Origin of the sequence: Bacillus paranthracis (assembly GCF_024296885.1) — a bacterium.
In the GTDB taxonomy this organism is placed as follows: domain Bacteria; phylum Bacillota; class Bacilli; order Bacillales; family Bacillaceae_G; genus Bacillus_A; species Bacillus_A paranthracis.
In genome coordinates, this window is the sequence record NZ_CP101135.1 from 4,605,586 (window position 1) to 4,630,000 (window position 24,415).

General features: G+C 39.9%; 14 protein-coding genes, 22 tRNA genes and 2 rRNA genes (1 of these 38 cut by a window edge). 7 read left to right on the top strand and 31 right to left on the bottom strand.

Features of this window, described 5'->3' with window-relative positions:
* Nucleotides 1–99: 99 nt before the first annotated feature.
* On the top strand, nt 100–1,053 hold the full coding sequence (locus NLJ82_RS23860) for a 1,4-dihydroxy-2-naphthoate polyprenyltransferase (protein WP_000425737.1): 954 nt from the start codon (nt 100–102) through the stop codon (nt 1,051–1,053).
* Nucleotides 1,054–1,162: 109 nt separating this feature from the next.
* Nucleotides 1,163–1,894, top strand: a complete 732-nt coding sequence (locus tag NLJ82_RS23865) for a yteA family sporulation protein (protein ID WP_000957376.1) — start codon at nt 1,163–1,165, stop codon at nt 1,892–1,894.
* 44 nt (nt 1,895–1,938) lie between these two features.
* On the opposite strand, the gene cspD is transcribed toward NLJ82_RS23865, so the two are convergent.
* Nucleotides 1,939–2,139, bottom strand: a complete 201-nt coding sequence (gene cspD / locus NLJ82_RS23870) for a cold-shock protein CspD (RefSeq protein ID WP_001193054.1) — start codon at nt 2,137–2,139, stop codon at nt 1,939–1,941.
* A gap of 391 nt (nt 2,140–2,530) precedes the next feature.
* Here cspD and NLJ82_RS23875 point away from each other — a divergent pair, with 391 nt between their 5' ends.
* From NLJ82_RS23875 to NLJ82_RS28705, 3 genes are all read left to right on the top strand, one after another.
* Nucleotides 2,531–3,313 (top strand): TIGR00266 family protein, encoded by a 783-nt coding sequence (locus NLJ82_RS23875; protein ID WP_001201259.1) that lies wholly within the window; start codon nt 2,531–2,533, stop codon nt 3,311–3,313.
* Between the two features lie 278 nt (nt 3,314–3,591).
* Nucleotides 3,592–4,314, top strand: a complete 723-nt coding sequence (locus NLJ82_RS23880; protein WP_001260123.1) for a lipase family protein — start codon at nt 3,592–3,594, stop codon at nt 4,312–4,314.
* 76 nt (nt 4,315–4,390) lie between these two features.
* Nucleotides 4,391–4,525, top strand: coding sequence for a hypothetical protein (locus NLJ82_RS28705; RefSeq protein WP_000911070.1), 135 nt, complete (start codon nt 4,391–4,393; stop codon nt 4,523–4,525).
* A 215-nt stretch (nt 4,526–4,740) separates the two neighbouring features.
* On the opposite strand, the gene glgP is transcribed toward NLJ82_RS28705, so the two are convergent.
* The 5 genes from glgP to glgB all read right to left on the bottom strand — a co-directional run bounded on the left by glgP (nt 4,741) and on the right by glgB (nt 12,779).
* Nucleotides 4,741–7,149: a glycogen phosphorylase gene (gene glgP / locus NLJ82_RS23885; protein WP_000494088.1), complete on the bottom strand. Its 2,409-nt coding sequence runs from the start codon at nt 7,147–7,149 to the stop codon at nt 4,741–4,743.
* Nucleotides 7,150–7,167: 18 nt separating this feature from the next.
* Nucleotides 7,168–8,598, bottom strand: a complete 1,431-nt coding sequence (gene glgA, locus NLJ82_RS23890; protein WP_012644674.1) for a glycogen synthase GlgA — start codon at nt 8,596–8,598, stop codon at nt 7,168–7,170.
* A 112-nt stretch (nt 8,599–8,710) separates the two neighbouring features.
* Nucleotides 8,711–9,745, bottom strand: a complete 1,035-nt coding sequence (gene glgD / locus NLJ82_RS23895; RefSeq protein ID WP_000504148.1) for a glucose-1-phosphate adenylyltransferase subunit GlgD — start codon at nt 9,743–9,745, stop codon at nt 8,711–8,713.
* Between the two features lie 18 nt (nt 9,746–9,763).
* On the bottom strand, nt 9,764–10,894 hold the full coding sequence (gene glgC / locus NLJ82_RS23900) for a glucose-1-phosphate adenylyltransferase (RefSeq protein ID WP_000057612.1): 1,131 nt from the start codon (nt 10,892–10,894) through the stop codon (nt 9,764–9,766).
* The gene (gene glgB / locus NLJ82_RS23905) at nt 10,842–12,779 is read right to left on the bottom strand and encodes a 1,4-alpha-glucan branching protein GlgB (RefSeq protein ID WP_000111390.1); all 1,938 of its coding nucleotides are present in this window, start codon (nt 12,777–12,779) and stop codon (nt 10,842–10,844) included. Before glgB ends, glgC begins: the two co-directional genes overlap by 53 nt.
* A gap of 470 nt (nt 12,780–13,249) precedes the next feature.
* On the opposite strand from glgB, the gene NLJ82_RS23910 reads away from it, so the two are divergent.
* A complete protein-coding gene (locus NLJ82_RS23910) occupies nt 13,250–13,855 on the top strand; it encodes a CalY family protein (RefSeq protein WP_000053925.1) in 606 nt (201 codons plus the stop codon).
* 32 nt (nt 13,856–13,887) lie between these two features.
* Nucleotides 13,888–18,111 (top strand): S8 family serine peptidase, encoded by a 4,224-nt coding sequence (locus tag NLJ82_RS23915; protein WP_000728883.1) that lies wholly within the window; start codon nt 13,888–13,890, stop codon nt 18,109–18,111.
* Nucleotides 18,112–18,290: 179 nt separating this feature from the next.
* Here the strand turns inward: NLJ82_RS23915 and NLJ82_RS23920 are convergent, their stop codons facing one another.
* The 25 genes from NLJ82_RS23920 to NLJ82_RS24040 all read right to left on the bottom strand — a co-directional run.
* Entirely contained in the window at nt 18,291–19,235 is a 945-nt protein-coding gene (locus tag NLJ82_RS23920) for an L-lactate dehydrogenase (protein WP_000715338.1), read from the bottom strand.
* A 655-nt stretch (nt 19,236–19,890) separates the two neighbouring features.
* Nucleotides 19,891–19,962, bottom strand: a tRNA-Glu gene (locus tag NLJ82_RS23925).
* Nucleotides 19,963–19,968: 6 nt separating this feature from the next.
* A tRNA-Ser gene (locus tag NLJ82_RS23930) sits at nt 19,969–20,059 on the bottom strand.
* Between the two features lie 7 nt (nt 20,060–20,066).
* Nucleotides 20,067–20,141, bottom strand: a tRNA-Asn gene (locus NLJ82_RS23935).
* A gap of 7 nt (nt 20,142–20,148) precedes the next feature.
* Nucleotides 20,149–20,225: transfer RNA gene (locus NLJ82_RS23940), tRNA-Ile, on the bottom strand.
* A gap of 10 nt (nt 20,226–20,235) precedes the next feature.
* Nucleotides 20,236–20,306, bottom strand: a tRNA-Gly gene (locus NLJ82_RS23945).
* 13 nt (nt 20,307–20,319) lie between these two features.
* Nucleotides 20,320–20,395: transfer RNA gene (locus tag NLJ82_RS23950), tRNA-Lys, on the bottom strand.
* Between the two features lie 10 nt (nt 20,396–20,405).
* Nucleotides 20,406–20,481, bottom strand: a tRNA-Thr gene (locus NLJ82_RS23955).
* 14 nt (nt 20,482–20,495) lie between these two features.
* Nucleotides 20,496–20,571: transfer RNA gene (locus tag NLJ82_RS23960), tRNA-Phe, on the bottom strand.
* A gap of 12 nt (nt 20,572–20,583) precedes the next feature.
* Nucleotides 20,584–20,659 (bottom strand) — tRNA-Asp (locus NLJ82_RS23965).
* A gap of 1 nt (nt 20,660) precedes the next feature.
* Nucleotides 20,661–20,737, bottom strand: a tRNA-Met gene (locus NLJ82_RS23970).
* A 27-nt stretch (nt 20,738–20,764) separates the two neighbouring features.
* Nucleotides 20,765–20,857 (bottom strand) — tRNA-Ser (locus tag NLJ82_RS23975).
* A gap of 17 nt (nt 20,858–20,874) precedes the next feature.
* Nucleotides 20,875–20,951 (bottom strand) — tRNA-Ile (locus NLJ82_RS23980).
* A 4-nt stretch (nt 20,952–20,955) separates the two neighbouring features.
* Nucleotides 20,956–21,032, bottom strand: a tRNA-Met gene (locus NLJ82_RS23985).
* Nucleotides 21,033–21,052: 20 nt separating this feature from the next.
* Nucleotides 21,053–21,125, bottom strand: a tRNA-Ala gene (locus NLJ82_RS23990).
* 16 nt (nt 21,126–21,141) lie between these two features.
* Nucleotides 21,142–21,215, bottom strand: a tRNA-Pro gene (locus tag NLJ82_RS23995).
* 10 nt (nt 21,216–21,225) lie between these two features.
* Nucleotides 21,226–21,299: transfer RNA gene (locus NLJ82_RS24000), tRNA-Arg, on the bottom strand.
* A 3-nt stretch (nt 21,300–21,302) separates the two neighbouring features.
* Nucleotides 21,303–21,391: transfer RNA gene (locus tag NLJ82_RS24005), tRNA-Leu, on the bottom strand.
* A gap of 16 nt (nt 21,392–21,407) precedes the next feature.
* Nucleotides 21,408–21,482: transfer RNA gene (locus NLJ82_RS24010), tRNA-Gly, on the bottom strand.
* 29 nt (nt 21,483–21,511) lie between these two features.
* A tRNA-Leu gene (locus NLJ82_RS24015) sits at nt 21,512–21,592 on the bottom strand.
* Nucleotides 21,593–21,614: 22 nt separating this feature from the next.
* Nucleotides 21,615–21,690: transfer RNA gene (locus NLJ82_RS24020), tRNA-His, on the bottom strand.
* A gap of 9 nt (nt 21,691–21,699) precedes the next feature.
* Nucleotides 21,700–21,775 (bottom strand) — tRNA-Thr (locus NLJ82_RS24025).
* Between the two features lie 4 nt (nt 21,776–21,779).
* A tRNA-Val gene (locus NLJ82_RS24030) sits at nt 21,780–21,855 on the bottom strand.
* A gap of 4 nt (nt 21,856–21,859) precedes the next feature.
* A 5S ribosomal RNA gene (gene rrf, locus NLJ82_RS24035) occupies nt 21,860–21,975 on the bottom strand.
* Nucleotides 21,976–22,077: 102 nt separating this feature from the next.
* Nucleotides 22,078–24,415, bottom strand: a 23S ribosomal RNA gene (locus NLJ82_RS24040); it runs 585 nt beyond the window's last position.

Genomic DNA, 24,415 nt, shown 5'->3' on the forward strand with positions numbered 1-24,415 from the left:
AGAAATTCACCTTCTCTTCCTAGAAAATAAACGTTGACACTAAATGATGCTTTTTCTACACTTAGTTGTGTACAATATGTGACCAAAGGAGGATTCAACATGGAAATGAACGTCGAAACGAATTCCTCTCCTACGGCGCCAAAGCCAAGTAAGCAAACAGGCTGGCGCATTTGGTGGAATTTACTACGTCCCCATACATTAACAGCAGCTTTCGTTCCTGTTTTCATCGGAACAGCCTATGCAATGCAGGTCGGAGGTATAAATCAAATACATCTCCCTCTTTTCCTTATAATGCTTCTTGCTTGTCTTCTCATTCAGGCAGCAACAAACATGTTTAATGAATACTTCGATTATAAAAGAGGACTCGATCACGAAGGTTCAGTTGGTATCGGCGGCGCTATCGTTCGCGATGGCATTCAGCCAAAAACAGTGCTTAACTTAGCATTTGGATTTTTCGGCATCGCAATACTATTAGGTGTTTATATTTGTATGAATTCTAGCTGGTGGCTTGCTGCAATCGGTCTTGTTTGTATGGCCGTTGCTTACCTTTATACAGGCGGTCCACTTCCAATTGCCTATACACCATTTGGAGAGTTAACAGCCGGATTATTTATGGGTGTCATTATTATCGGGATTTCATTCTTTATTCAAACTGGAACTGTAACATCAGAAGTCGTTTTACTATCTATTCCAAGCTCCATTTTAATTGGTGCCATTTTACTAGCTAATAACATCCGTGACTTAGATGGCGATAAAGAAAACGGTCGTAAAACGTTAGCCATTCTCGTTGGGCGCGAGCGAGCGGTTGGTGTACTTGCTTCTATGTTCATCGTTTCCTACATTTGGACAATTGCTTTAATTATCGTGGGCATCGTATCACCATGGATGCTGATCGTATTTTTAAGTGCACCGAAAGCATTTAAAGCGACGAAAGGCTTTATCGGCAAAAGCATTCCAATGGAAATGGTACCTGCGATGATAGCAACAGCAAAAACAAATACAATCTTCGGTCTCCTCATGGGAATCGGATTATTACTTGGATATTTCCTTTAAAAGGAGCTGCTAATGCGGCTCCTTTTTCATATACCAATTTCAGCTCATAATTCCTACTCGCAACGCTCATACTATGTAAAGAAACTGAATTGTAGGAAGGTGGACGACTATGTTAACTCCACAACAAATAAATCAATTTAAATCCGTTTTAGAAAAACAAAAACAAGAACTAGAGCAAACGATACAAACACACGAAAATGAAGATCGTGCATCTGAACGTGAATCTGTTGGAGAATTATCTAGCTATGATAACCATCCAGCTGATATGGCAACAGAGCTATATGAGCGTGAAAAAGACTTCGGGCTTATTGAACTTTGGCATAAACAGCTTGAGGACACGAAACACGCCTTACAAAAAATAGAAGCGGGTACGTACGGCATTTGCGAAGTGTCTGGCGAAGAAATTCCATTTGAAAGATTAGAAGCAATGCCGACTGCTACAACATGCATCCAGCACGCAACAAATAAGTTAAATATGAATACGCGACCAGTTGAAGAAGAAGTGCTGTCTCCTTCTTTTCACAAACATGACGAAGATCGTTCTGTTGAATACGATGCAGAAGATGCATGGCAAGATGTTGCCAATTACGGAACATCTGAAACACCATCTGATTTAGAAAGACAAGATTCGAAAAACTATAACGGCATGTACGTAAATAGCGAAGAAAACGTAGGCTACGTAGAGGATTTCGAAAACTTTATCGGTACAGATATGTATGGAAAAAATCCGCAAGTTTTCGCTACGGAAGAACATGAAGAATATGAGCAAATGCTTGATGACTTTGAAGAGCGTACCTTTAAGGGCGAATTATCTTCAAATGAGTCGAGTTCCAAAGAATAAAAAAAAGCATTCCGAAAATCGGAATGCTTTTTATCGCTAGCTAATTAGTTTTTTGTAACGTTAGCAGCTTGTGGTCCACGGTTACCTTCAACGATTTCGAAAGAAACTTCTTGACCTTCTTCTAAAGTTTTGAATCCGTCACCTTGGATAGCTGAGAAGTGAACGAATACATCGTCTCCACCTTCAACTTCGATGAAACCGAAACCTTTTTCGCTGTTGAACCATTTAACTTTACCTGTTTGCATGTCATGTACCTCCTAAATAAAAATGAAACTATGAATCCACATGAAAAGGTGGATATAAAGGACATGAATGTATAACAAGCTTACAGCCTTTAATTCAACGTGCTTTATTTCCGTACCACATTATGTAGCTCAATAGTGACTTCACTATATCACGCTATATCCAAAACGTCAAATGAGAACACTTTCATTCCATTATTTTTTTATAATTTTAATATAATGTTGAACTTCCATATTCATATTTTATCTCGCTATTTGCGGACTGCTCGATTGGTGAGAGCTGACAACCAATTTTGGGTACTCCCACTTTATTTAAAAATTAACAAAACTAAAGTATTCTAATCCTATTAAATTCTGTACAATATAAATATCTATTACATACGAGGTGAAAAAAATGAGAGCACATGAAATCGAGTATAAATTATACGGCGATGATATGCAGTTTGTTGAAATTGAGTTAGACCCAGAAGAAAGCGTTATTGCAGAAGCTGGCGCAATGATGATGATGGAAGATTACATCGAAATGGAAACAATCTTCGGTGATGGTTCTGGACCATCTGGAGGTTTATTCGGAAAGTTAATGGGCGCTGGTAAGCGTCTCGTTACAGGGGAAAGCATGTTCATGACTGTATTTACAAATACAGGTCACGGCAAGCGTCACGTATCCTTTGCTGCTCCTTATCCGGGTAAAATTATTCCTGTAGATTTAACAGAATATCAAGGGAAAGTAGTTTGTCAAAAAGATGCGTTTCTTTGTGCCGCAAAAGGCGTTTCTATCGGCATTGAGTTTACGAAAAAAATAGGAACTGGTTTCTTCGGTGGTGAAGGTTTCATCATGCAAAAACTTGAAGGTGATGGACTTGCTTTCATGCATGCAGGCGGAACTGTATACAAACGTGAATTAAAGCCTGGCGAAAAACTTCGCATTGATACAGGTTGTCTCGTTGCCATGACAAAAGACGTTAACTACGATGTCGAGTTCGTTGGAAAAGTAAAAACAGCTCTATTTGGCGGCGAAGGTTTATTCTTCGCAACGTTAGAAGGACCTGGAACAGTTTGGATTCAGTCCTTAACACTTAGCCGCTTAGCAGCACGTCTGACAAGCCCAGCAGCGCAAAGCACTGGTGAAGGTAGTGTTTTAGGTGGACTTGGTCGTTTATTAGATGGAAAAGAGTAAATAGGGCCCTTATAGGGCTCTTTTTATTTAGGTGGACTATACAAACCACTTCGAATCATATAATACTCCATCACTTCGTTAAGCCACGCCTCTTCTCCTTGAAAACTCACCAATTGAATAGCCTTCTCTTTTGCTTATCTTACACTCCTCCTAACAGTATGTTTACAAAAATCATACTCCCTCACGTAACTGTAGTTTCAAGGTTTTTTTCTAAAAGAATGAATCAAGTCCCTCACTGCATATATTGAACTATACCTTTTCTTAAGGAGGCTCCCTTAATGCGTACTCCTTTATCCTTTGATAAAGATACTGCCATACTGTTAGCTTCTTGTTGTGAGTTAACGTATGAACAATATAAACAAAATGGGATTTTTGAAATACCAGATGGTTTTCAATATGTACAAGGCTTTCAAGGAAAAACCATTCAAACGACAGAATGGTTCGGATTCATACTAGAATCTGAGGATACCGTTATTGTAGCTTTTCGCGGAACACAAACAGATACAGACTGGATTATCGATTCACTCGTTAACCAAAAACCATACCCATATGCTTTAAATAGCGGAAATGTCCATAACGGCTTTCTTTCCATTTATGAGTCTTGCCGGGATTCTATTATGGATATGCTTGTATCACTACCAGCCCATAAAAAACTTCTTGCAACAGGTCATAGTTTAGGCGGCGCGCTTGCCACACTACATATACTCGATGCGCGTATAAACACTGCCTTCGCACAGTACGGTCTGTATACATTTGCCTCCCCAAAAGTGGGAGATATCGCCTTTCGGAATTATTATAAACTGCAAGTAGCTAGTAGCTTTCGTTTCGTCAATTTATTTGATGTCGTTCCACTTCTTCCTCCTCGAAACATAAATTTTAATGACCAAGACTGGGAATATGCACACGTTCATCACAACATGACTTTTACAAAAAACACAAAATCTATTACAAATAATCATGCCATGACAACATACAAAACATGTCTGACTTCTCATTTTTAACCAGTAAACAATTGGAAATTAAATATCCTTATACTATAATAATATATGAATTTACTTTTGGATGAGGGGACCTTACATGCTAAAATTTATCTTTGCACTTTTTCTCATTGTAATTTTTACGTTTACAGGTTTCTTTACATTTTCATACTTTGCGACAGGAGAATATGATGGAACAGGTATCATATATACTGCGATCCCATTTCTTTCTTAAGCAAAAAAAGAAAACCGAGCTTAATAAGTTTAAGCTCGGTTTATTTATCAGTGTCATTTTTTGTCGGTAAATCGATATATCTTAAAAATCGCTGATATATTTTAAGTATCGGTCGATAAAATGTGAAAACCGCCGATAAAAGTTAAGAATCGCTGATATATCTTAAAAATCGCCGATATAAATTTCATATAATCTTTTCCAACGTAGCAATCTCTTTAAATTTGCGTAACTGTATTACCAATACCCCAAATCTCATTACTATACTGTAAAATCGTTCGATCGCTCGCAAAATGACCAGATTGTGCAATATTTAAAATCGACATTTCGAGCCACTTCGTTCGGTTCTCATAAGCTCTACCAACAGCTTCTTGCTTTTCCGCATATGGGCCAAAATCTCGCAGAACGAAATATTCATCATTTTGAATAACAAGAGAATCGTAAATTGCTTCAAATTCAGCTCCCGACTGTGCAAAGAAACCATTCGTTAGCTGATCTACCACCTTTTTAATGTGCCCATTGTGGTGATAATAATCACTTGCACGATATCCACCATTTTGATAGTAATGAAGAACCTCTTCGGCCGTTAAACCGAAAATGAAACAGTTATCATCACCGACTCTATCTTTTATTTCAATATTCGCTCCGTCTAACGTGCCGAGCGTAATCGCACCATTCATCATAAATTTCATATTGCCTGTTCCGGATGCTTCTTTACTCGCTGTTGAAATTTGTTCACTTACATCGGCCGCTGGGAATATATCTTCCGCTACAGACACTCGATAGTTTTCTAGAAAGATAACTTTCATATATTGGCTTACGTACGGATCGTTATTCACTTTCCTTGCAAGTTCATTTATTAATTTAATAATTTTTTTCGCATAGTAATAGCCAGGTGATGCTTTCGCTCCAAAGATAAAAGTACGCGGATAAACTGTAAAACTAGCATCCTCTTTCAAACGGTTATACAAATATAAAATATGAAGAACATTTAATAATTGTCGCTTGTAAGCATGTAGCCTTTTTACTTGCACATCAAAAATAGAATTAGGATCAATTGTAATCCCCATTGTATGATGAATGCGCGCTGCTAAAATCTCTTTACGCTCTTGTTTTACCTCTGCAAATTTCTCTTGGAAACTCGCATCGTATTGAACTAATTGTAGCTCTTGAAGCTTAATCGGTTCTTTCTTCCACTCTGTTCCAATCGCCTCTGAAATAAGGTTCGTCAGCTGCGGATTCGCCTTCATTAACCAGCGTCTATGAGCGATTCCATTCGTTTTATTATTAAACTTATCTGGATAAAACTCATAAAACAATCGCATTTCACGCTGTTTTAAAATCTCCGTATGAATTTTTGCTACACCGTTTACACTATGGCTACCGACAATTGCTAAATGAGCCATTTTCACAAGATCATGCGCAATAATCGCCATCTCTTCAATGCGATGCCATTCATACGGATAACGTTCCCAAAGTTCATGACAGAAACGTTCATTAATCTCTTCAATAATCATATAAATTCTCGGTAATAACGGTTTAAAAATGTGAATTGGCCACTTTTCAAGCGCTTCTGATAACGTCGTATGATTCGTATAAGAAATCGTTTGCGTTGTTATGTGCCAAGCTTCTTCCCATGCTAGTTTTTCTTCATCTAATAAAATACGCATCAGTTCTGGAATCGCCAAAACTGGATGGGTATCATTAATATGAATCGCAATTTTCTCATGTAATTGACGAAGGTCACCATATCTTTCTCTATGCATACGAACGATATTTTGCAAGCTTGCTGATACGAGGAAATACTGTTGTTTCAAACGAAGTATTTTCCCCTCATCATGCGTATCATCTGGATATAAAAACTCCGATACCGCCTCTGTTTCACGCTTATATTTCAAAATATCTTTGCAATTTTGTGGGAAAGGAACTGGTTCCGCATTCCAAAGTCTAAGTGTATTTACAGTACTCGTCTCATAACCTACTACTGGAACGTCATATGGTACGGCCATAATTACTTCTGCATTTGTATGCCTGAATTCTAAACGCCCATCAATGTAGAGCGGTTCAACATTGCCGAAATAACTTACTTCTACAGCTTGATCATGCCTTCTTACTTCCCATACATTTTCATGAAGAAGCCACTGTTCTGGAAATTCAACTTGATAACCATCAACAATTTTTTGATCAAATAAGCCGTGTTTGTAACGAATTCCGCACCCATGACCTGGTAAGTTTAAAGATGCAAGTGAATCAAGGAAACAGGCTGCTAACCGTCCAAGTCCACCATTTCCAAGACCTGCATCTGCTTCCACCTCTTCTAATTGTTGCAACGAAATTCCAAGCTCAGAAAGCCCTTGCTCACATACATCCTTGATGCCTAAATTTAATATGTTACTTCCAAGCAAACGCCCAAGTAAAAACTCAATGGATAAGTAATACATTTGCTTTCGCTCTCCAGACCGATAACTTTCATTCGTTGCAATCCATTGACTATTCATATACTCACGTACCATGTACCCAAGCGTATTGTATTGATCACGAGTTGTAGATTCTTTGAAACTTTTACCATACATCGTCTCTAACTTTTCTAGAAAAGCTGATTTGAAACTTTCAACATGAGTAAACATCTCTTCACCACCTACATGTTATTCCATGAGACTTTTATACAATTTCTTATAAGCAAGAGCTGATTTCTCCCAGCTATAATCTTCAGTCATCGCTTGTTTTACAAGCTGCTCCCATACCGGTTTATCATGATAAAATTCAATTGCACGACGAACCGTGTGCAACATGTCATGTGCATTAAAATTCGTGAAACTGAAACCATTTCCTTCTCCAGTTTCTTCGTCATAAGATTGTACCGTATCATTTAATCCGCCTGTTTCCCTTACAATTGGAATGGTACCGTACGCTAATGCGATAAGTTGTCCAAGTCCACACGGTTCAAACAATGATGGCATTAAGAATAAGTCACTTCCCGCATATACTTGATGAGCTAACTCTTCATTAAAGCCAATATACACTTTTACCTTCTCAGGATACTCATATGCCATCCACTCAAAGAATTGTTCATATTCCGAATCACCTGATCCTAAAATAATACATTGTACATCTTCTTCCATTATTTCTCGGAATACAGTACGTACTAAATCAAGACCTTTTTGCTTCGTTAATCTCGTTACCATTGAAATAATTGGTGTATCTTCTTTTTCTGGCAAACCAAAATAACGCTGCAACGCGCGTTTATTTTCATTCTTTTCATATAATGAATCCGCATCGTACTGAGCAGTAATATACGAATCCGTTTCTGGATTGTACACGCTCGTATCAATGCCATTTACAATGCCGCTTAGCTTATCATTATATTTTCGCAACAATCCATCTAACTTCTCACCGAAAAATTCATATTGAATTTCTTCTTTATATGTCGGGCTAACCGCTGTAATTTGATCAGAAGCGATAATACCGCCCTTCATAAAGTTCACATTTCCATAAAACTCTAACTGCTCACTATGAAAATATTCATCACCAAGTTCTAGCAAGTCGTACATCACTTCAGGAGGAAATACACCTTGGAACTGCAAGTTATGAATCGTATATACTGTTTTAATATGCTCATATAATGGGTTATCTTGATACTTTTCACGCAGTAAGAAATTGACCATAGCTGTATGCCAATCATGGCTATGAAGAACATCCACTTCAAAATCAAGATGCGGGATACACTCTAATACTGCTTTCGAGAAATAAGAAAAACGCTCTCCGTCATCATAATGGCCATACAGAGAATCCCTCTTAAAATAATATTCATTATCTATTAAGTAATACGTAATCCCGTCTTGCTCACCTTTTAAAATTCCGCAATATTGATTTCTCCAGCCAAGCGGGACGTTAATTACTTTATGTAGCGTACATCCATCCCTTAATTTTTGCGGAATAAGACTATAATTCGGGAGTATAATGCGAACTTCCACACCTAATTTTTTTAGCTCTTTTGGGAGCGCACCTGCTACATCAGCTAATCCTCCCGATTTAACAAATGGTACACATTCTGATACTGCAAATAAAATATTCACTTGTTGTCCCACTGCACGAAAAGCTTATACTACTTCCCTTGCAGCTTCCTCCCTTCGAGTTTTCATTTAAATTAAAACTTGAATCAGTGGAGGAAAAACCCCCACTGATTTCTTAAGAATAACTATTAATCGTACTGTTTTGAACGCTTCCTTTTTCTACAACGTATGGCTCATCGGCGGTTCCTTTTAAAACAACACCGTCACCAATTTTCACATCTTTATCAATAATAACACCGTCTATTATACAGTTATCTCCAATTTGGCTCTTTTGCATAATAATGCTATTACGAACAATTGAACCTTTCCCAATTTTAACAGAACGGGAGACAACGCTATTTTCTACTTCACCTTCGATAATACTGCCGTTTGCAATCATTGTGTTTTTCACAGCTGCCCCCTTTACATAACGAGTTGGTGGTTCATCTTTTACTTTCGTAAAGATCGGTGCTTCTTTCTTAAATAGTTGCTTCCAAATAGCAGGTTGCAAAATTTCTAAGCTATGTTTATAGTAACTTTCAATCGAATCAATAATAGCTACATATCCTGTATGCTCATACGTAGCAATATGTAGTGATTTTCCACGCTTTTCTCTCACTACATCGAATAAGCTATATTGCTCCACATCTTTATATGACTCAAATAAATCTAACAATAATTGTTTCTTTAACACGTATGTTTGAAGCGAAACCCCTTCATGGCAAACTTCCGTAATATCAGCTGCCGTATGTATATGTCGCTCTAACACCGCTTGAAAATGTAATGCTGTTACGAGATGGCTATTCGTAATCACGACGTACTCTTCTCTGCTTCTTAGAAAATAATCAATATGTCTTCTAAAATGTGCAAAAGATCCAAATTCATCTTGATCACATTGGCAATTTGGCGGGAATAAAAACAGTCCGTCTCGTTTTCTATCTAAATCCCACTGTTTGCCTGAACCAACGTGATCCATTAGTGAACGGTTTTTATGGCTTGTAAAAACTGCCACACTATGAATATTAGAATTCACCATATTTGAAAGCATGAAATCAATGAGTCGATAACGGCCCCCAAACGGTAACGCCGCTAGTGAACGATGCCCTGTTACTTTCTTTAAGGAAGGAAAACTTCCCGTTGCATTAATAATTCCTAACATTTTTTCTCCCATTCATTTCATCCCCCTTTTCTATTTCCCTTCAGCAATGAGTACTACATCGTCAACATTTTTTTCCGGACGAATAATTGTTCCATCTTCAATAACCATTTCCGATCCAACAATTGCCCTTTCAATCACAACATTTTTGCCAATCTTCGCTCCTGGCATAACGACAGAATCAATAACCATACTACCTTCTTCCACCGTCACCCCTTGGAATAATACAGAATGCTTCACGTCCCCTTCGATGACGCATCCTTCGTTAATAAGTGATTCTTCTACTCTTGCCTTTTCAGCAATATATTGAGGTGGTTCGTTTGGATTAACAGAATAAATACGCCAGTCACGGTCGTTTAAATTCAGTGATGTTTCATCGCGCAGTAAATCCATATTCGCTTCCCATAAGCTCTTCACTGTACCAACATCTTTCCAATATCCTTCAAACGGATACGCCATTAGCTTCTTCCCTTCATCTAATAAAAGCGGAAGTACATCTTTTCCGAAATCATTACTAGATTCAGGGTTTCTTGCATCCATTTCTAAATACTCTTTCAAAATTGCCCAGTTAAAAATATAAATTCCCATTGATGCAAGATTACTTCTTGGAAATTGCGGTTTCTCCTCAAATTCAACAATCTCCATCTCTTCGTTCGTATTCATAATGCCAAAGCGACTCGCTTCATCCCAAGGCACTTCAATAACAGAAATCGAAACGTCCGCTTCTTTCTCAATATGGTAATCTAGCATTTTACTGTAATCCATTTTATAAATATGGTCACCTGATAAAATGAGAACATACTCTGGCTCATATTGACTTAAATAGTTTAAGTTTTGATAAATGGCACTTGCCGTACCTGTGTACCACTTCACACCTGAAGACTCCGCATAAGGAGGTAATACTGTGACTCCACCGCTTACTCGGTCTAAATCCCACGCATTGCCAATTCCGATATAATTATGAAGTTCTAGTGGTTGATATTGCGTTAAAATCCCAACCGTTTCAATACCAGAATTCGCGCAGTTACTTAGCGTAAAATCAATAATGCGATATTTACCACCAAATGGAACAGCTGGCTTGGCTAAATTTTTTGTTAATGCACTTAATCGACTACCTTTTCCCCCTGCTAGTAACATTGCTACGCACTTTTGTTTTTGAGCCATCTTGTTTTTTGCTCCCCTTTCTCGTCTTCACTGGTCGTAATATGGATACGCCAAATGGTGGAATTGTAATTTCTACATGTGCTGCTTGATTATGATACGGTTCTTGAATCGCCTTAAGACGTTTCTTATTTACTTGCCCTGATCCGCCATATTGCTCAGCATCACTGTTTAAAATCTCGTTATAATACTCGAAATCTGGTACACCTACTTTATAGTTTTCATATGTAGCTTTCGTAAAATTACATACGACAACTAACGCATCTTCTTGTTTATCCCCTTGGCGGATAAAAGAGAAAATACTTTGCTCATTATTATTAGCATCAATCCACTGAAAACCTTCAGGCGAATGATCAAGCTGCCAAAGTGGTTTGGAGCGCTTATACAATGCTATGAGCTCTTTAAAGTAATCATGCATATAACGATGCATTTCAAAATCATGTAAATTCCAATCTAAATCTTCAAGGTCTTTCCACTCATCAAACTGCCCGAATTCTCCTCCCATGAAAAGTAATTTCTTTCCTGGGTGAGTAAAGAAATATCCATATAATAAACGAAGTTGAGCAAACTTATCCCAGTAGTCTCCTGGCATTTTATTTAATAACGACTTTTTCCCATGAACGACTTCATCATGAGAAAGCGGTAATATGAAATTTTCAGAGTAAGCATATAGTAAAGAGAACGTCATTTTATCATGAATATATTTTCTATACTCTGGCGCACATTCCATATATTTCAGCACGTCATTCATCCAGCCCATATTCCATTTGTAATTGAATCCAAGCCCACCTTCATACGTTGGAGCTGTTACAAGTGGCCAAGCTGTTGAATCCTCTGCTGTCATAAGAAAATCTTCATCCTCTGCAAACACAGCTTCATTTAACTCTCGTAAAAATGAAACAGCGTGCTCATTACTTTGCTCTTGTCCTTCTTTATTCCAGTACAGCATGTTCGCAACTGCATCTACCCTGAAACCATCAATATGGAAATATCTCATCCAAAATAAAGCATTTGAAATTAAGAAATTACGTACTTCCCTCTTTCCTAAATCAAAGTTGACAGTTCCCCATACTGGATTTTCTTGCACATCTTTATCTTTATATTCATAAGTCGGTGTCCCATCAAACAAATATAAACCGTGAGCATCTTTACAAAAATGCCCCGGCACCCAATCTAAAATGACACCGATTCCATATTTATGACATTCATCGACAAAATGCATCAAATCATGTGGTGTGCCGAATCTACTCGTTGCTGCATAATATCCCGTTCCTTGATATCCCCAAGAACGATCATATGGATGCTCAACAAGCGGCATAATTTCAATATGTGTAAATTGATGTTCCACCACATAAGGAATGAGTTCTTCTGCCATTTCCCTGTAAGAGTACAGTGTTCCATCTTCTTTCTTTTTCCAAGAACCGAAATGTAATTCATAAACTGTCATCGCTTCTTTATAAACCGATTTTTTCTTTTTCTTACGACTCCAGTTTTTATCATTCCATTCGTATCCCTTTATATCAAAAACTACAGATGCCGTATTCGGTCTTACTTCTGCATACACAGCATACGGATCTGCCTTAAGAATGACATCACCAGCCATCGTTTCAATCGCATATTTATATATTTCTCTTTCTTCTATATGCGGTATAAATAGGGACCAAATTCCCTCTTCTGTCACTTGCAGCATCTTATGTTGCTCATAATCCCATTCATTAAAATCTCCAACAACACTCATTGCTTTCGCATGAGGAGCCCATACTGTAAATCGTACACCTCGCATCTCATCTTCCGTCACAATATGTGCGCCAAAGATGTTATAACTTTCATAGTACTTTTCTGTATGAAACTCATCTCGTTTCACTTCTTCACAATTTATTACACTCAATATGCTCACCTCACTAAGATGACAGAATTTTTTATACTTTACCAATTCTGCGAAAAACTGAAATATCCTTGTTCATTTATAAAAAATATACGTTTTTTTCTTAAAAATGTTGAATTTTTTTCACATTTCTATATAAAATATCGAATTTTGACGAATATTCATTGAAAACGCTTCATTTTTCACTAGCCTTTCATCTTACTATTTATTTCTCAACCTCTATTTTATTAGCTTCACCCTCTTTTTCATCCTATTTTCCACTTAAAATCGCAACAAAATAATCTGTCATAAAAAAATGTTTCTCAACATTTTTCGTCACAATTGTATTGAAATGGAAAATTGATAAGCATATACTTGTTCTCAATAAAGAACACCGACTTTTCGTAACTACAATTCATAGCGGACTACTATGTTTACTTATTTATCCTTGTTACGAACAGTCGCTATAAAAATTTAATTAGGGGGGCTTTCTTATGTCATTAAAACAAAAGGTTGGAATAGGAGTTGTCACAGCAACGCTTGGCTTATCCCTTACATTCGGCGGTGTATTCGCCTACTTCAGTGATTCGGAAACATCTAGTAACTCATTTCAAGCTGGAACACTAGACCTTTCTATTAATCCAAGTGTAATCGTTGATGTGAAAGATTTAAAGCCAGGTGACTTTATTGAAAAAAATTTCACGCTTGAAAATAAAGGGTCATTGGATATTGCAAAAGTAGCACTTGAAACATCCTATGAAGTTACAGATGCAAAAAAAAATAATGATGGTGAAGATTTAGGCGATCACATCATCGTCAAATTTTTAGTGAATGATGGAAAGCCATCTAATCCAAACGATGATCATGAAATTTTGTGGGAAACAAAACTATCAGAATTAAAAACTATGAAACCTGAAGATGTGGCTACTTCTCTAGAACGTCATAACTTAATAGACGGTATTAAATCTGGTGAAACAGATTATTTACACGTGCTCTTCTCCTTCGAAGACAACGAACAAGATCAAAATAAATTCCAGGGTGATTCCTTACAGCTAAACTGGACATTCCATGCAGAGCAAACACCAGGCACGGAGAAATAAATTTTAAAATATAAATTATCGGAGGCTTATACATGAAAAAGAAAAATCGTTTTGTTACCGGAATTGTCACGGCTGGCGTTCTGCTTTCAACTGCCCTTCCGTTCAATGTACTTGCTGAAAATCCTATTAATCAAATTGACTCTTCAAACGCCCAGTCTTTACTATCAAAACTTTCTAAAGAACAGCGTCAGGCATTACAAACGTTAGATGCCAACCCTGGTTTTACTATCTCGCCAGATATTAATACAAGTAGTTCTGAACCAGTAAATATCATTGTAGAATTTCAAACAGCTCCAGTAAAGATTAATGAATTAAAACAAAAAGAAAAAGGATTACAAGCTGCTCCTGAAAATATAAAAGCGCGTATTGATCAAGAGCATGAGGAATTTCAAAAAGGACTAAAACGCCTTTATCAATTTAGCCCATCAGTAAAGTCAGGGAATTTCCAGTCAGTACAAATTAAACGTTCTTATAAACATGCCATAAATGGGGTTGCGCTGACATTACCTGCAAATACAGTAGAAGAATTGTTACGAATTGGCGTTGTAAAGCGTATTTGGAAAGATTATGAAGTGAAACTAAATTTACCAAAACAAGCAGAGCAAAAAGCACCTCAAAAACTAACAGATAGCATTCCGCAAATTGGGGTCGATAAGTTACATAGCGAGGGCATTACTGGAAAAGGAATTAAAGTTGGTGTATTAGATACAGGTATTGATTACAATCATCCTGACCTAAAAGACGTGTATAAGGGCTATCGCGCAAAACCTGGCGAAGACTCTAGCAGGATAGATCCAAACTCCGTAAAAGGTTGGGACTTTATTAATAACGATGCAGATCCGATGGAAACAACTTATACAGAATGGCAACAATCTGGCGCTCCTGAATTTGATGATCGTGGCTCTTCCTTCTACACAGCCCACGGCACTCACGTAGCAGGTATCGTTTCTGCTCAAAAGAAAAACAAATCAGATTCCGCAGTAAAAGGTGTTGCACCTGACATTGAACTGTATAACTATCGTGTACTCGGTCCATACGGAAGTGGAGCTAGTTCAGGTATTATTGCTGCAATCGATAAATCTATTTCTGACGGTATGAACGTTATTAACTTATCGTTAGGTGACGATAGCAACAATCCGCTTGATCCTACGTCTATCGCTGTCAATAACGCGATGCTTTCTGGTGTTGTTACAGTCGTTGCTGCTGGAAACTCTGGTCCAAATCCAGCGACACTCGGATCACCAGGTGCTTCTCCATTTGCAATTACGGTCGGCGCAAGTGATAGCTCTATTTCCTTACCGAAACTATCAGGTCATGCTGGACAATTACAATTTCCTAACCTAATTTTATTCGGCAAAAACTTCACTGATAAAATAGAAGATTTCAAGGGACAAACTTTACCTATTGAATCTGTAGGAATTGGTACGCCTGACGAGTTTAGTAAAAAAGATGTAAAAGGAAAAATCGCTCTCGTTGCACGCGGTACACTGTCATTTGATGAAAAAATTGCGAATGCAAAACAAGCAGGTGCAAAAGCCGTTATTATTTATAACAATGTAGACGGAGAAATTCCTTTCTACGTTGGCGAAAGTACAAAATACATTCCAGCATTCCGCCTAACGAAAGAAGACGGTGAAAAACTAAAAGCTCAAATCGAACAAGGTAATACATCCTTTAGCTTTGGCGAACTTAGTTACATTCAAACAGAAGGCGATCATCTTGCAGACTTTAGCTCACGCGGCCCTGTTACATCAAATGATGATATTAAACCTGATATTACAGCGCCTGGTGTTGCTGTACTTTCAACAATACCTGAATATATTAACGACCCACAAGAGGGCGAAAACTATGACGTTTCCTATGAGCGTATGCAAGGAACATCCATGGCTTCTCCTCATATCGCGGGCGTTGCTGCTCTTATTTTACAAGAACACCCAGAATACTCTCCATTCGATGTAAAGGCGTCTCTTATGAACACAGCTGATGATTTAAAAGAAAAGTATTCCGTATATGAAGTTGGAGCTGGACGAGTAGATGCATACAACGCCGTTCATACGGAAACAAGTTTTAAAGTGCTAGATACAACAAAAACAGTTGTAAATGATGAAGTAATTGAAGTACCAGAAGAAACCGGATCCATTGCATTCGGGAAGTTCTATCAAAAAGACAGTGAAGCTCTTGAACAAAAACGAAATATAAAAGTGGAAAACCATAATAAACAAGAGAAAAAAGAATTTAAAACAGAAATTTCTTATACACCAGCATCTTCTGCTATTAACGATGCTATCGCAAACGGTGTAAAAGTTTCTGTTCCAGAAACTTTTACACTTGATGCTGGTAAATCAGATGAAATTGAAGCAAAAATTAATGTTCCAGCCGGTGTAAAACAAGGCCGATATGAAGGATATATTCATATTACAAATACGAAAAATAAAGAAGAAACGTATCAAATTCCGTTCTCTATTCGTGTATCAGAGCCTGGTATTGAAAATGCCATATTATCAAGAAAAGCAATTTCAACTGATACATCAAAGTTTAATCCATATGGTGAATCATATGTTCACGGGGCATTCCAATTAAATAGCGAACTTGAAACGTTAGACCTTATCGTGAAAGATTCGAAAACAAATAAAGCACTCGGCTTCATTGGAACATTAAACACGAGTGGCCTAAAAACGGATGTGTATTACTACTTAGAATCCTTCTTTAACGGAAAAGTGTATCCTTTTACAAATGATCCTGCAAAACCAATTGGTGATGAGAAAATCAACTTACCAGAAGGAGACTACACAATTGAGTTTGTTGGCTATGATAAAGCTGGAAAAGCACGTGTGAAAGGTGATTATGTCGTAATTGATAATACACCGCCAGAAGTAAAATTAACTGGATTAAAACCTGGTATTTATGAATTAAATGAAGAAAATTACACAGTAGAAGATGGTAAAAAAGCGTTATGGATTAAAGGAAATGTGTATGATTCAAACGTTGACTACTTAAAAGGAAAAGGATTAAACATTACGCAAGAAGCGAATGGCGTTATGTATTATGACTATTCTCCATACTTGCATAAGTTTTTACCTATTAATGCAAACGGAGACTTTAAAGTTGGCATTACTCCTGAATCCTTTAAAGTGGAAGGTCCAATGAACACAGGCGTATATATTTTCGATTATGCAACTGCAGGTCCTGACTATCCAAGCGGTGTAAATAATTATTGGTTTATCCCGCAAGGAGCTCAATATGCAAAGGCTAGTTATGATAAAAAAGAAGTATATAAAGGGGACGAGTTCACAGTAACCCTAAACGCGAAACACGTAAAACAATTCGTTGCTGGGGCATTTAACGTACAATTCCTAGAGAAGAACTTCAAATTTGCAAATGTGAAATTGAATCCTGCTTTTGAAAAACTCCTTTCTGAAAAAGGGGTAACCGCAAAAATAAATGAATCAAAACTAGAAGAAGGTTCTGTTACAGTAGGCGGGGCTATTGATGATAAAAACTTCGCTGGATTAGATGGTGACTTCCCGTTCATTGATATAACTTTTAAGGTAGAAAATGATGAATTTTATGAAGCAAATGCTCAATTAGATTTATCAGTGTTCGCTTACTGGAAACAAGGTGAATCAGAGCCAAATAGAATGCGTGTCCTTCAAGATCAAACATTCTCAGTTATGTCTTTAAACTCACTAGTAGAAGGAAATATTAAACCTGGTGCATTCTTAAATGAACGTGGCTATTTAGATGAGAAATTCGATTATACAAAGCTTGGCGTAAAAGTATATGCAACTGATTCTTACCGTCATAAGTTTGAAGGCTCACTAGACAAATACGGATACTTCAAACTAAATGGACTTCCTGTTAATAAACGCGACTATAACTTATATGTAGAAGTACCAGGGCATTTAACAAGCCGACTAACAACGAAACTTGGTACTGAAAAAGACGGTAAGCTACTTGGCCAATATTATTATGCACGCCTTGATGAAAACCTTGCAGGTGATGTAAATGGCGATAAAGTAATTGATATAAAAGATGCTGAAATTATCGCTAGCAACTATGGTAAAAAAGGAGTATCTGTGAAAGACGGTGACCTAAATAAAGATGGTATTGTTGACGAAAAAGATATTCGCTTCGTTGAAAAGAACTTCTTGAAAAAAGGTCCCGATGCATCTAAATCACAAACACCTGTTGAAAAATCAAAAAGCGGTACACTGGCAGATATTTTAAAGAAATTAGGATTAACGCCTAAAAAATGATAATAATAAAGAGCACTCTACCCAAAGTAGAGTGCTCTTTTCTATAAACGACCCTGATCCAGCAAAAGGGGTATATTGGGGATATACAAGGGAAACCGGAAAAGGAATTTATATTAAATTATATATAAATCCAGAAGTAAGAAGTAGTTCCCCACTTCTGGATTATTTAGCAATTATTATTATAGTACTGGTGCCATTGTTTCTTTTAATACTTTTACAGAATGAGCAAATTTCGCTTTTTCATCCTCATTTAACTCAAGCTCTACGATTTCACGTACACCTTCACGGTTAATTACAGCTGGAACACCTACGTAAGCATCTTTCTCACCGTATTGACCTTCAAGGTATGCAGATACAGTTAATACGCTGTTCTCGTTGTTTAAGATTGCTTTAGTTACACGAAGTAGTGACATACCGATTCCGTAATAAGTTGCACCTTTACGCTCGATGATATGGTAAGCTGCATCACGTACGTTTTCGAAGATTTTGTCTAAGTCTTCTTGTTTGTACTGTTCGTTGTTAGCTAAGATTGTTTCTAGTTTTTGTACACCGATAGTAGCGTGACTCCATACTGGAAGTTCAGTGTCACCGTGTTCACCAACGATGTAAGCATGAACGTTACGTGGATCTACATCTAAGTAGTCACCTAACATGTAACGGAAACGAGCAGAGTCTAAAGTAGTACCAGAACCAATTACACGCTCTTTTGGTAGACCAGATTCTTTCCAAGTTACGTAAGTTAAAATATCAACTGGGTTAGTTGCGATTAAGAAGATTCCATCGAATCCGCTATCCATAATACCGCGAACGATTTGTTTAAAGATCTTTGTATTTTTCTCAACTAAGTCTAAACGAGTTTCACCTGGCTTTTGTGGTAATCCAGCAGTGATAACTACTAAATCTGCATCTTTACAATCTGCATAGCTACCGCTCCAAACTTTTGTTGGTGATGGAGAGAATGGTACCGCATGGCTTAAGTCCATTGCTTCCCCTTCTGCTTTTGCTTCATTAACATCTACTAATACGAATTCTTCAGCTACACCTTGGTTGATCATTGAGTAAGCGTAACTACAACCTACAGCTCCTGTTCCTACTAATACTACACGATTGATACCTTTTTTCATGGTAATTTCCCCTCTCTATTGTTCACATATATTTTTTTATGATTGTTTAAGTAATTAATTAAAATACTAATTTAATGTTGTTTAACTTCTTTACATTCATATTGTAGCACGTATTATTGTGAATTACTTCACAAATTATGACCTATTTGTGAACTTTTTCACATAGAGTGTAAAGTTATTAGAATAGGTGTGGAATCCATTTCAATGGAGGCGTTTTCTTTAGATTGTGAACGTGAAATAGTTCCGTTTTATCGGTAAGTGAAATTATATCGACGATTATTTAAATATATCAACGATTTTTATAATATATCGATCGTAAATCAAATTATATCGGCGATTCGACAAGGAATATCGACTTACCGACAAAACTCGACAATAATGACAACATAAAAAAGCTGTCTTCAGTAGATTACCTACTGAGAGACAGCTTCTTCTATATATTATTTATTTTCCGCGGTAGTTCCTAATGCAGCATGCTTTATTTGAACAACCCGTATTTCGATTTTATTATTCAACTGTATCTAATAACTCTACAACTAATTCCTTAGGATCTTCCCAGCTATGATATATTTCTAAGTGCCATTTCGTTAATGACCTTGAGTATCACTTTTACACAACAAAAAAGAGATAGCAGATTATGCTATCTCTTTTAATATGACCCGTACGGGATTCGAACCCGTGTTACCGCCGTGAAAGGGCGGTGTCTTAACCACTTGACCAACGGGCCAATTACTGGCAGAGAAGAAGGGATTCGAACCCTCGCACCGCGTTCGCGATCTACTCCCTTAGCAGGGGAGCCCCTTGAGCCACTTGGGTACTTCTCTATAAATATGGCTCCGCAGGTAGGACTCGAACCTACGACCGATCGGTTAACAGCCGATAGCTCTACCACTGAGCTACTGCGGAACAATTATGGTGGGCCTAAATGGACTCGAACCATCGACCTCACGCTTATCAGGCGTGCGCTCTAACCAGCTGAGCTATAGGCCCATAATTGAAAAGCGGGTGAAGAGAATCGAACTCTCGACCAGAGCTTGGAAGGCTCTTGTTTTACCACTAAACTACACCCGCATTAAATTGTAAATGGTGAGCCATGAAGGACTCGAACCTTCGACCCTCTGATTAAAAGTCAGATGCTCTACCAACTGAGCTAATGGCTCATTTTGAAAGTGGTGCCGGCTAGAGGACTTGAACCCCCAACCTACTGATTACAAGTCAGTTGCTCTACCAATTGAGCTAAGCCGGCTTGCGACTTCAAAATGGTGGCTCGGGACGGAATCGAACCGCCGACACGAGGATTTTCAGTCCTCTGCTCTACCGACTGAGCTACCGAGCCTTTATGTAAAAATGGCGGTCCCGACCGGGGTCGAACCGGCGATCTCCTGCGTGACAGGCAGGCATGTTAACCACTACACCACGGGACCTTGGTTGCGGGGACAGGATTTGAACCTGCGACCTTCGGGTTATGAGCCCGACGAGCTACCAGACTGCTCCACCCCGCGACGATAAAATATTTAATTAAGAAAAAATGGAGGAGGTAGAGGGATTCGAACCCCCGCGCGACTCTCGCCGCCTGTCGGTTTTCAAGACCGATCCCTTCAGCCGAACTTGGGTATACCTCCGAGATATAAACTTCTAATGGTGGACCTTGTAGGACTCGAACCTACGACCGGACGGTTATGAGCCGTCTGCTCTAACCAGCTGAGCTAAAGGTCCTTTATGGTAGCGGCGGAGGGGATCGAACCCCCGACCTCACGGGTATGAACCGTACGCTCTAGCCAGCTGAGCTACACCGCCATAAATGATATTAAAATAAGTGGAGCCTAGCGGGATCGAACCGCTGACCTCCTGCGTGCAAGGCAGGCGCTCTCCCAGCTGAGCTAAGGCCCCATGTTTTTTGGGAATATCGGGAAGACAGGATTTGAACCTGCGACCCCCTGGTCCCAAACCAGGTGCTCTACCAAGCTGAGCCACTTCCCGTTAATAAAAGCGCGCCCGAGAGGAGTCGAACCCCTAACCTCTTGATCCGTAGTCAAACGCTCTATCCAATTGAGCTACGGGCGCATATGGTGCCGAGGGCGGGGGTCGAACCCGCACGGTGGTCACCCACCGCAGGATTTTAAGTCCTGTGCGTCTGCCTGTTCCGCCACCCCGGCATGTCATATTGAAAATTGGAGCGGAAGACGGGATTCGAACCCGCGACCCCAACCTTGGCAAGGTTGTATTCTACCACTGAACTACTTCCGCAAGACATGTATGAGTTATTTAATTAAAAGTGCGGGTGAAGGGAGTCGAACCCCCACGCCAAAGGCGCCAGATCCTAAGTCTGGTGCGTCTGCCAATTCCGCCACACCCGCATATTAATTTATTTAAGAAAAATGGGGCGACTGATGGGAATCGAACCCACGAATGCCGGAGCCACAATCCGGTGCGTTAACCACTTCGCCACAACCGCCATGATTTCTGGTGCCGACTAGAGGACTTGAACCCCCAACCTACTGATTACAAGTCAGTTGCTCTACCAATTGAGCTAAGTCGGCTAAATGGTGGAGGATGACGGGATCGAACCGCCGACCCCCTGCTTGTAAGGCAGGTGCTCTCCCAGCTGAGCTAATCCTCCATTTGCCTGGCAACGTCCTACTCTCACAGGGACAAGGTCCCAACTACCATCGGCGCTAGAGAGCTTAACTTCCGTGTTCGGTATGGGAACGGGTGTGACCTCTCTGCCATCATTACCAGACTGTATTCATTTAAGACAAGAATTATTGTAACTCATTTAACTTTGAAAGTCAACAAGTTTTTTTATATTCTTTCAAAACTAGATAACATTGCTTCATATTATATGGTTAAGTCCTCGATCTATTAGTATTCGTCAGCTCCACATGTCACCATGCTTCCACCTCGAACCTATCAACCTGATCATCTTTCAGGGATCTTACTAGCTTACGCTATGGGAAATCTCATCTTGAGGGGGGCTTCATGCTTAGATGCTTTCAGCACTTATCCCTTCCGCACATAGCTACCCAGCTATGCCCTTGGCAGAACAACTGGTACACCAGCGGTGCGTCCATCCCGGTCCTCTCGTACTAAGGACAGCTCCTCTCAAATTTCCTACGCCCACGACGGATAGGGACCGAACTGTCTCACGACGTTCTGAACCCAGCTCGCGTACCGCTTTAATGGGCGAACAGCCCAACCCTTGGGACCGACTACAGCCCCAGGATGCGATGAGCCGACATCGAGGTGCCAAACCTCCCCGTCGATGTGGACTCTTGGGGGAGATAAGCCTGTTATCCCCGGGGTAGCTTTTATCCGTTGAGCGATGGCCCTTCCATGCGGAACCACCGGATCACTAAGCCCGACTTTCGTCCCTGCTCGACTTGTAGGTCTCGCAGTCAAGCTCCCTTATGCCTTTGCACTCTACGAATGATTTCCAACCATTCTGAGGGAACCTTTGGGCGCCTCCGTTACACTTTAGGAGGCGACCGCCCCAGTCAAACTGCCCACCTGACACTGTCTCCCGGGTCGATAAGACCCGTAGGTTAGAATTTCAATACAGTCAGGGCGGTATCCCACCAGCGCCTCCACCGAAGCTAGCGCTCCGGTTTCAAAGGCTCCCGCCTATCCTGTACAAACTGTACCAAAATTCAATATCAGGCTACAGTAAAGCTCCACGGGGTCTTTCCGTCCTGTCGCGGGTAACCTGCATCTTCACAGGTACTATAATTTCACCGAGTCTCTGGTTGAGACAGTGCCCAAATCGTTACACCTTTCGTGCGGGTCGGAACTTACCCGACAAGGAATTTCGCTACCTTAGGACCGTTATAGTTACGGCCGCCGTTTACTGGGGCTTCAGTTCAGAGCTTCGCTTACGCTAACCCCTCTCCTTAACCTTCCAGCACCGGGCAGGTGTCACCCCCTATACTTCGCCTTACGGCTTCGCAGAGAGCTGTGTTTTTGCTAAACAGTCGCTTGGGCCTATTCACTGCGGCTTTCCGTTAAGAAAGCACCCCTTCTCCCGAAGTTACGGGGTCATTTTGCCGAGTTCCTTAACCAGAGTTCTCTCGCACACCTTAGGATTCTCTCCTCGCCTACCTGTGTCGGTTTGCGGTACAGGCACCTTTTATCTCGCTAGAAGCTTTTCTTGGCAGCGGGGAATCAAAGACTTCGCTCCATAAGGAGCTTCCCCATCACAGCTCAGCCTTTACGATAAGCGGATTTGCCTACTTATCAGCCTAACTGCTTGGACGTGCACAACCAATCGCACGCTTCTTCTATCCTTCTGCGTCCCTCCATTGCTCAAACGATAAAGAGGTGGTACAGGAATATCAACCTGTTGTCCATCGCCTACGCCTGTCGGCCTCGGCTTAGGTCCTGACTAACCCTGAGCGGACGAGCCTTCCTCAGGAAACCTTAGGCATTCGGTGGACGGGATTCTCACCCGTCTTTCGCTACTCATACCGGCATTCTCACTTCTAAGCACTCCACCAGTCCTTCCGGTCTGACTTCACTGTCCTTAGAACGCTCCCCTACCACTGATACCATTCGGTATCAATCCGCAGCTTCGGTGGTGTATTTAGCCCCGGTACATTTTCGGCGCAGAGTCACTCGACTAGTGAGCTATTACGCACTCTTTAAATGGTGGCTGCTTCTAAGCCAACATCCTAGTTGTCTAAGCAACTCCACATCCTTTTCCACTTAATACACACTTTGGGACCTTAGCTGGCGGTCTGGGCTGTTTCCCTTTTGACTACGGATCTTATCACTCGCAGTCTGACTCCTAAGGATAAGTCATTGGCATTCGGAGTTTGACTGAATTCGGTAATCCGATGAGGACCCCTAGTCCAATCAGTGCTCTACCTCCAAGACTCTTACACTTAAGGCTAGCCCTAAAGCTATTTCGGGGAGAACCAGCTATCTCCAGGTTCGATTGGAATTTCTCCGCTACCCACACCTCATCCCCGCACTTTTCAACGTGCGTGGGTTCGGGCCTCCATTCAGTGTTACCTGAACTTCACCCTGGACATGGGTAGATCACCTGGTTTCGGGTCTACGACCACGTACTAAACGCCCTATTCAGACTCGCTTTCGCTGCGGCTCCGCCTCTTCAGCTTAACCTCGCACGGGATCGTAACTCGCCGGTTCATTCTACAAAAGGCACGCCATCACCCGTTAACGGG

Excerpts from the sequence above, each read along its gene's own strand:
- NLJ82_RS23860 (WP_000425737.1), top strand. The coding sequence starts at position 100 with ATGGAAATGAACGTCGAAACGAATTCCTCTCCTACGGCGCCAAAGCCA.
- NLJ82_RS23865 (WP_000957376.1), top strand. The coding sequence starts at position 1,163 with ATGTTAACTCCACAACAAATAAATCAATTTAAATCCGTTTTAGAAAAA.
- cspD (WP_001193054.1), bottom strand. The coding sequence starts at position 2,139 with ATGCAAACAGGTAAAGTTAAATGGTTCAACAGCGAAAAAGGTTTCGGT.
- NLJ82_RS23875 (WP_001201259.1), top strand. The coding sequence starts at position 2,531 with ATGAGAGCACATGAAATCGAGTATAAATTATACGGCGATGATATGCAG.
- NLJ82_RS23880 (WP_001260123.1), top strand. The coding sequence starts at position 3,592 with ATGCGTACTCCTTTATCCTTTGATAAAGATACTGCCATACTGTTAGCT.
- NLJ82_RS28705 (WP_000911070.1), top strand. The coding sequence starts at position 4,391 with ATGCTAAAATTTATCTTTGCACTTTTTCTCATTGTAATTTTTACGTTT.
- glgP (WP_000494088.1), bottom strand. The coding sequence starts at position 7,149 with ATGTTTACTCATGTTGAAAGTTTCAAATCAGCTTTTCTAGAAAAGTTA.
- glgD (WP_000504148.1), bottom strand. The coding sequence starts at position 9,745 with ATGGGAGAAAAAATGTTAGGAATTATTAATGCAACGGGAAGTTTTCCT.
- glgC (WP_000057612.1), bottom strand. The coding sequence starts at position 10,894 with ATGGCTCAAAAACAAAAGTGCGTAGCAATGTTACTAGCAGGGGGAAAA.
- NLJ82_RS23910 (WP_000053925.1), top strand. The coding sequence starts at position 13,250 with ATGTCATTAAAACAAAAGGTTGGAATAGGAGTTGTCACAGCAACGCTT.
- NLJ82_RS23915 (WP_000728883.1), top strand. The coding sequence starts at position 13,888 with ATGAAAAAGAAAAATCGTTTTGTTACCGGAATTGTCACGGCTGGCGTT.
- NLJ82_RS23920 (WP_000715338.1), bottom strand. The coding sequence starts at position 19,235 with ATGAAAAAAGGTATCAATCGTGTAGTATTAGTAGGAACAGGAGCTGTA.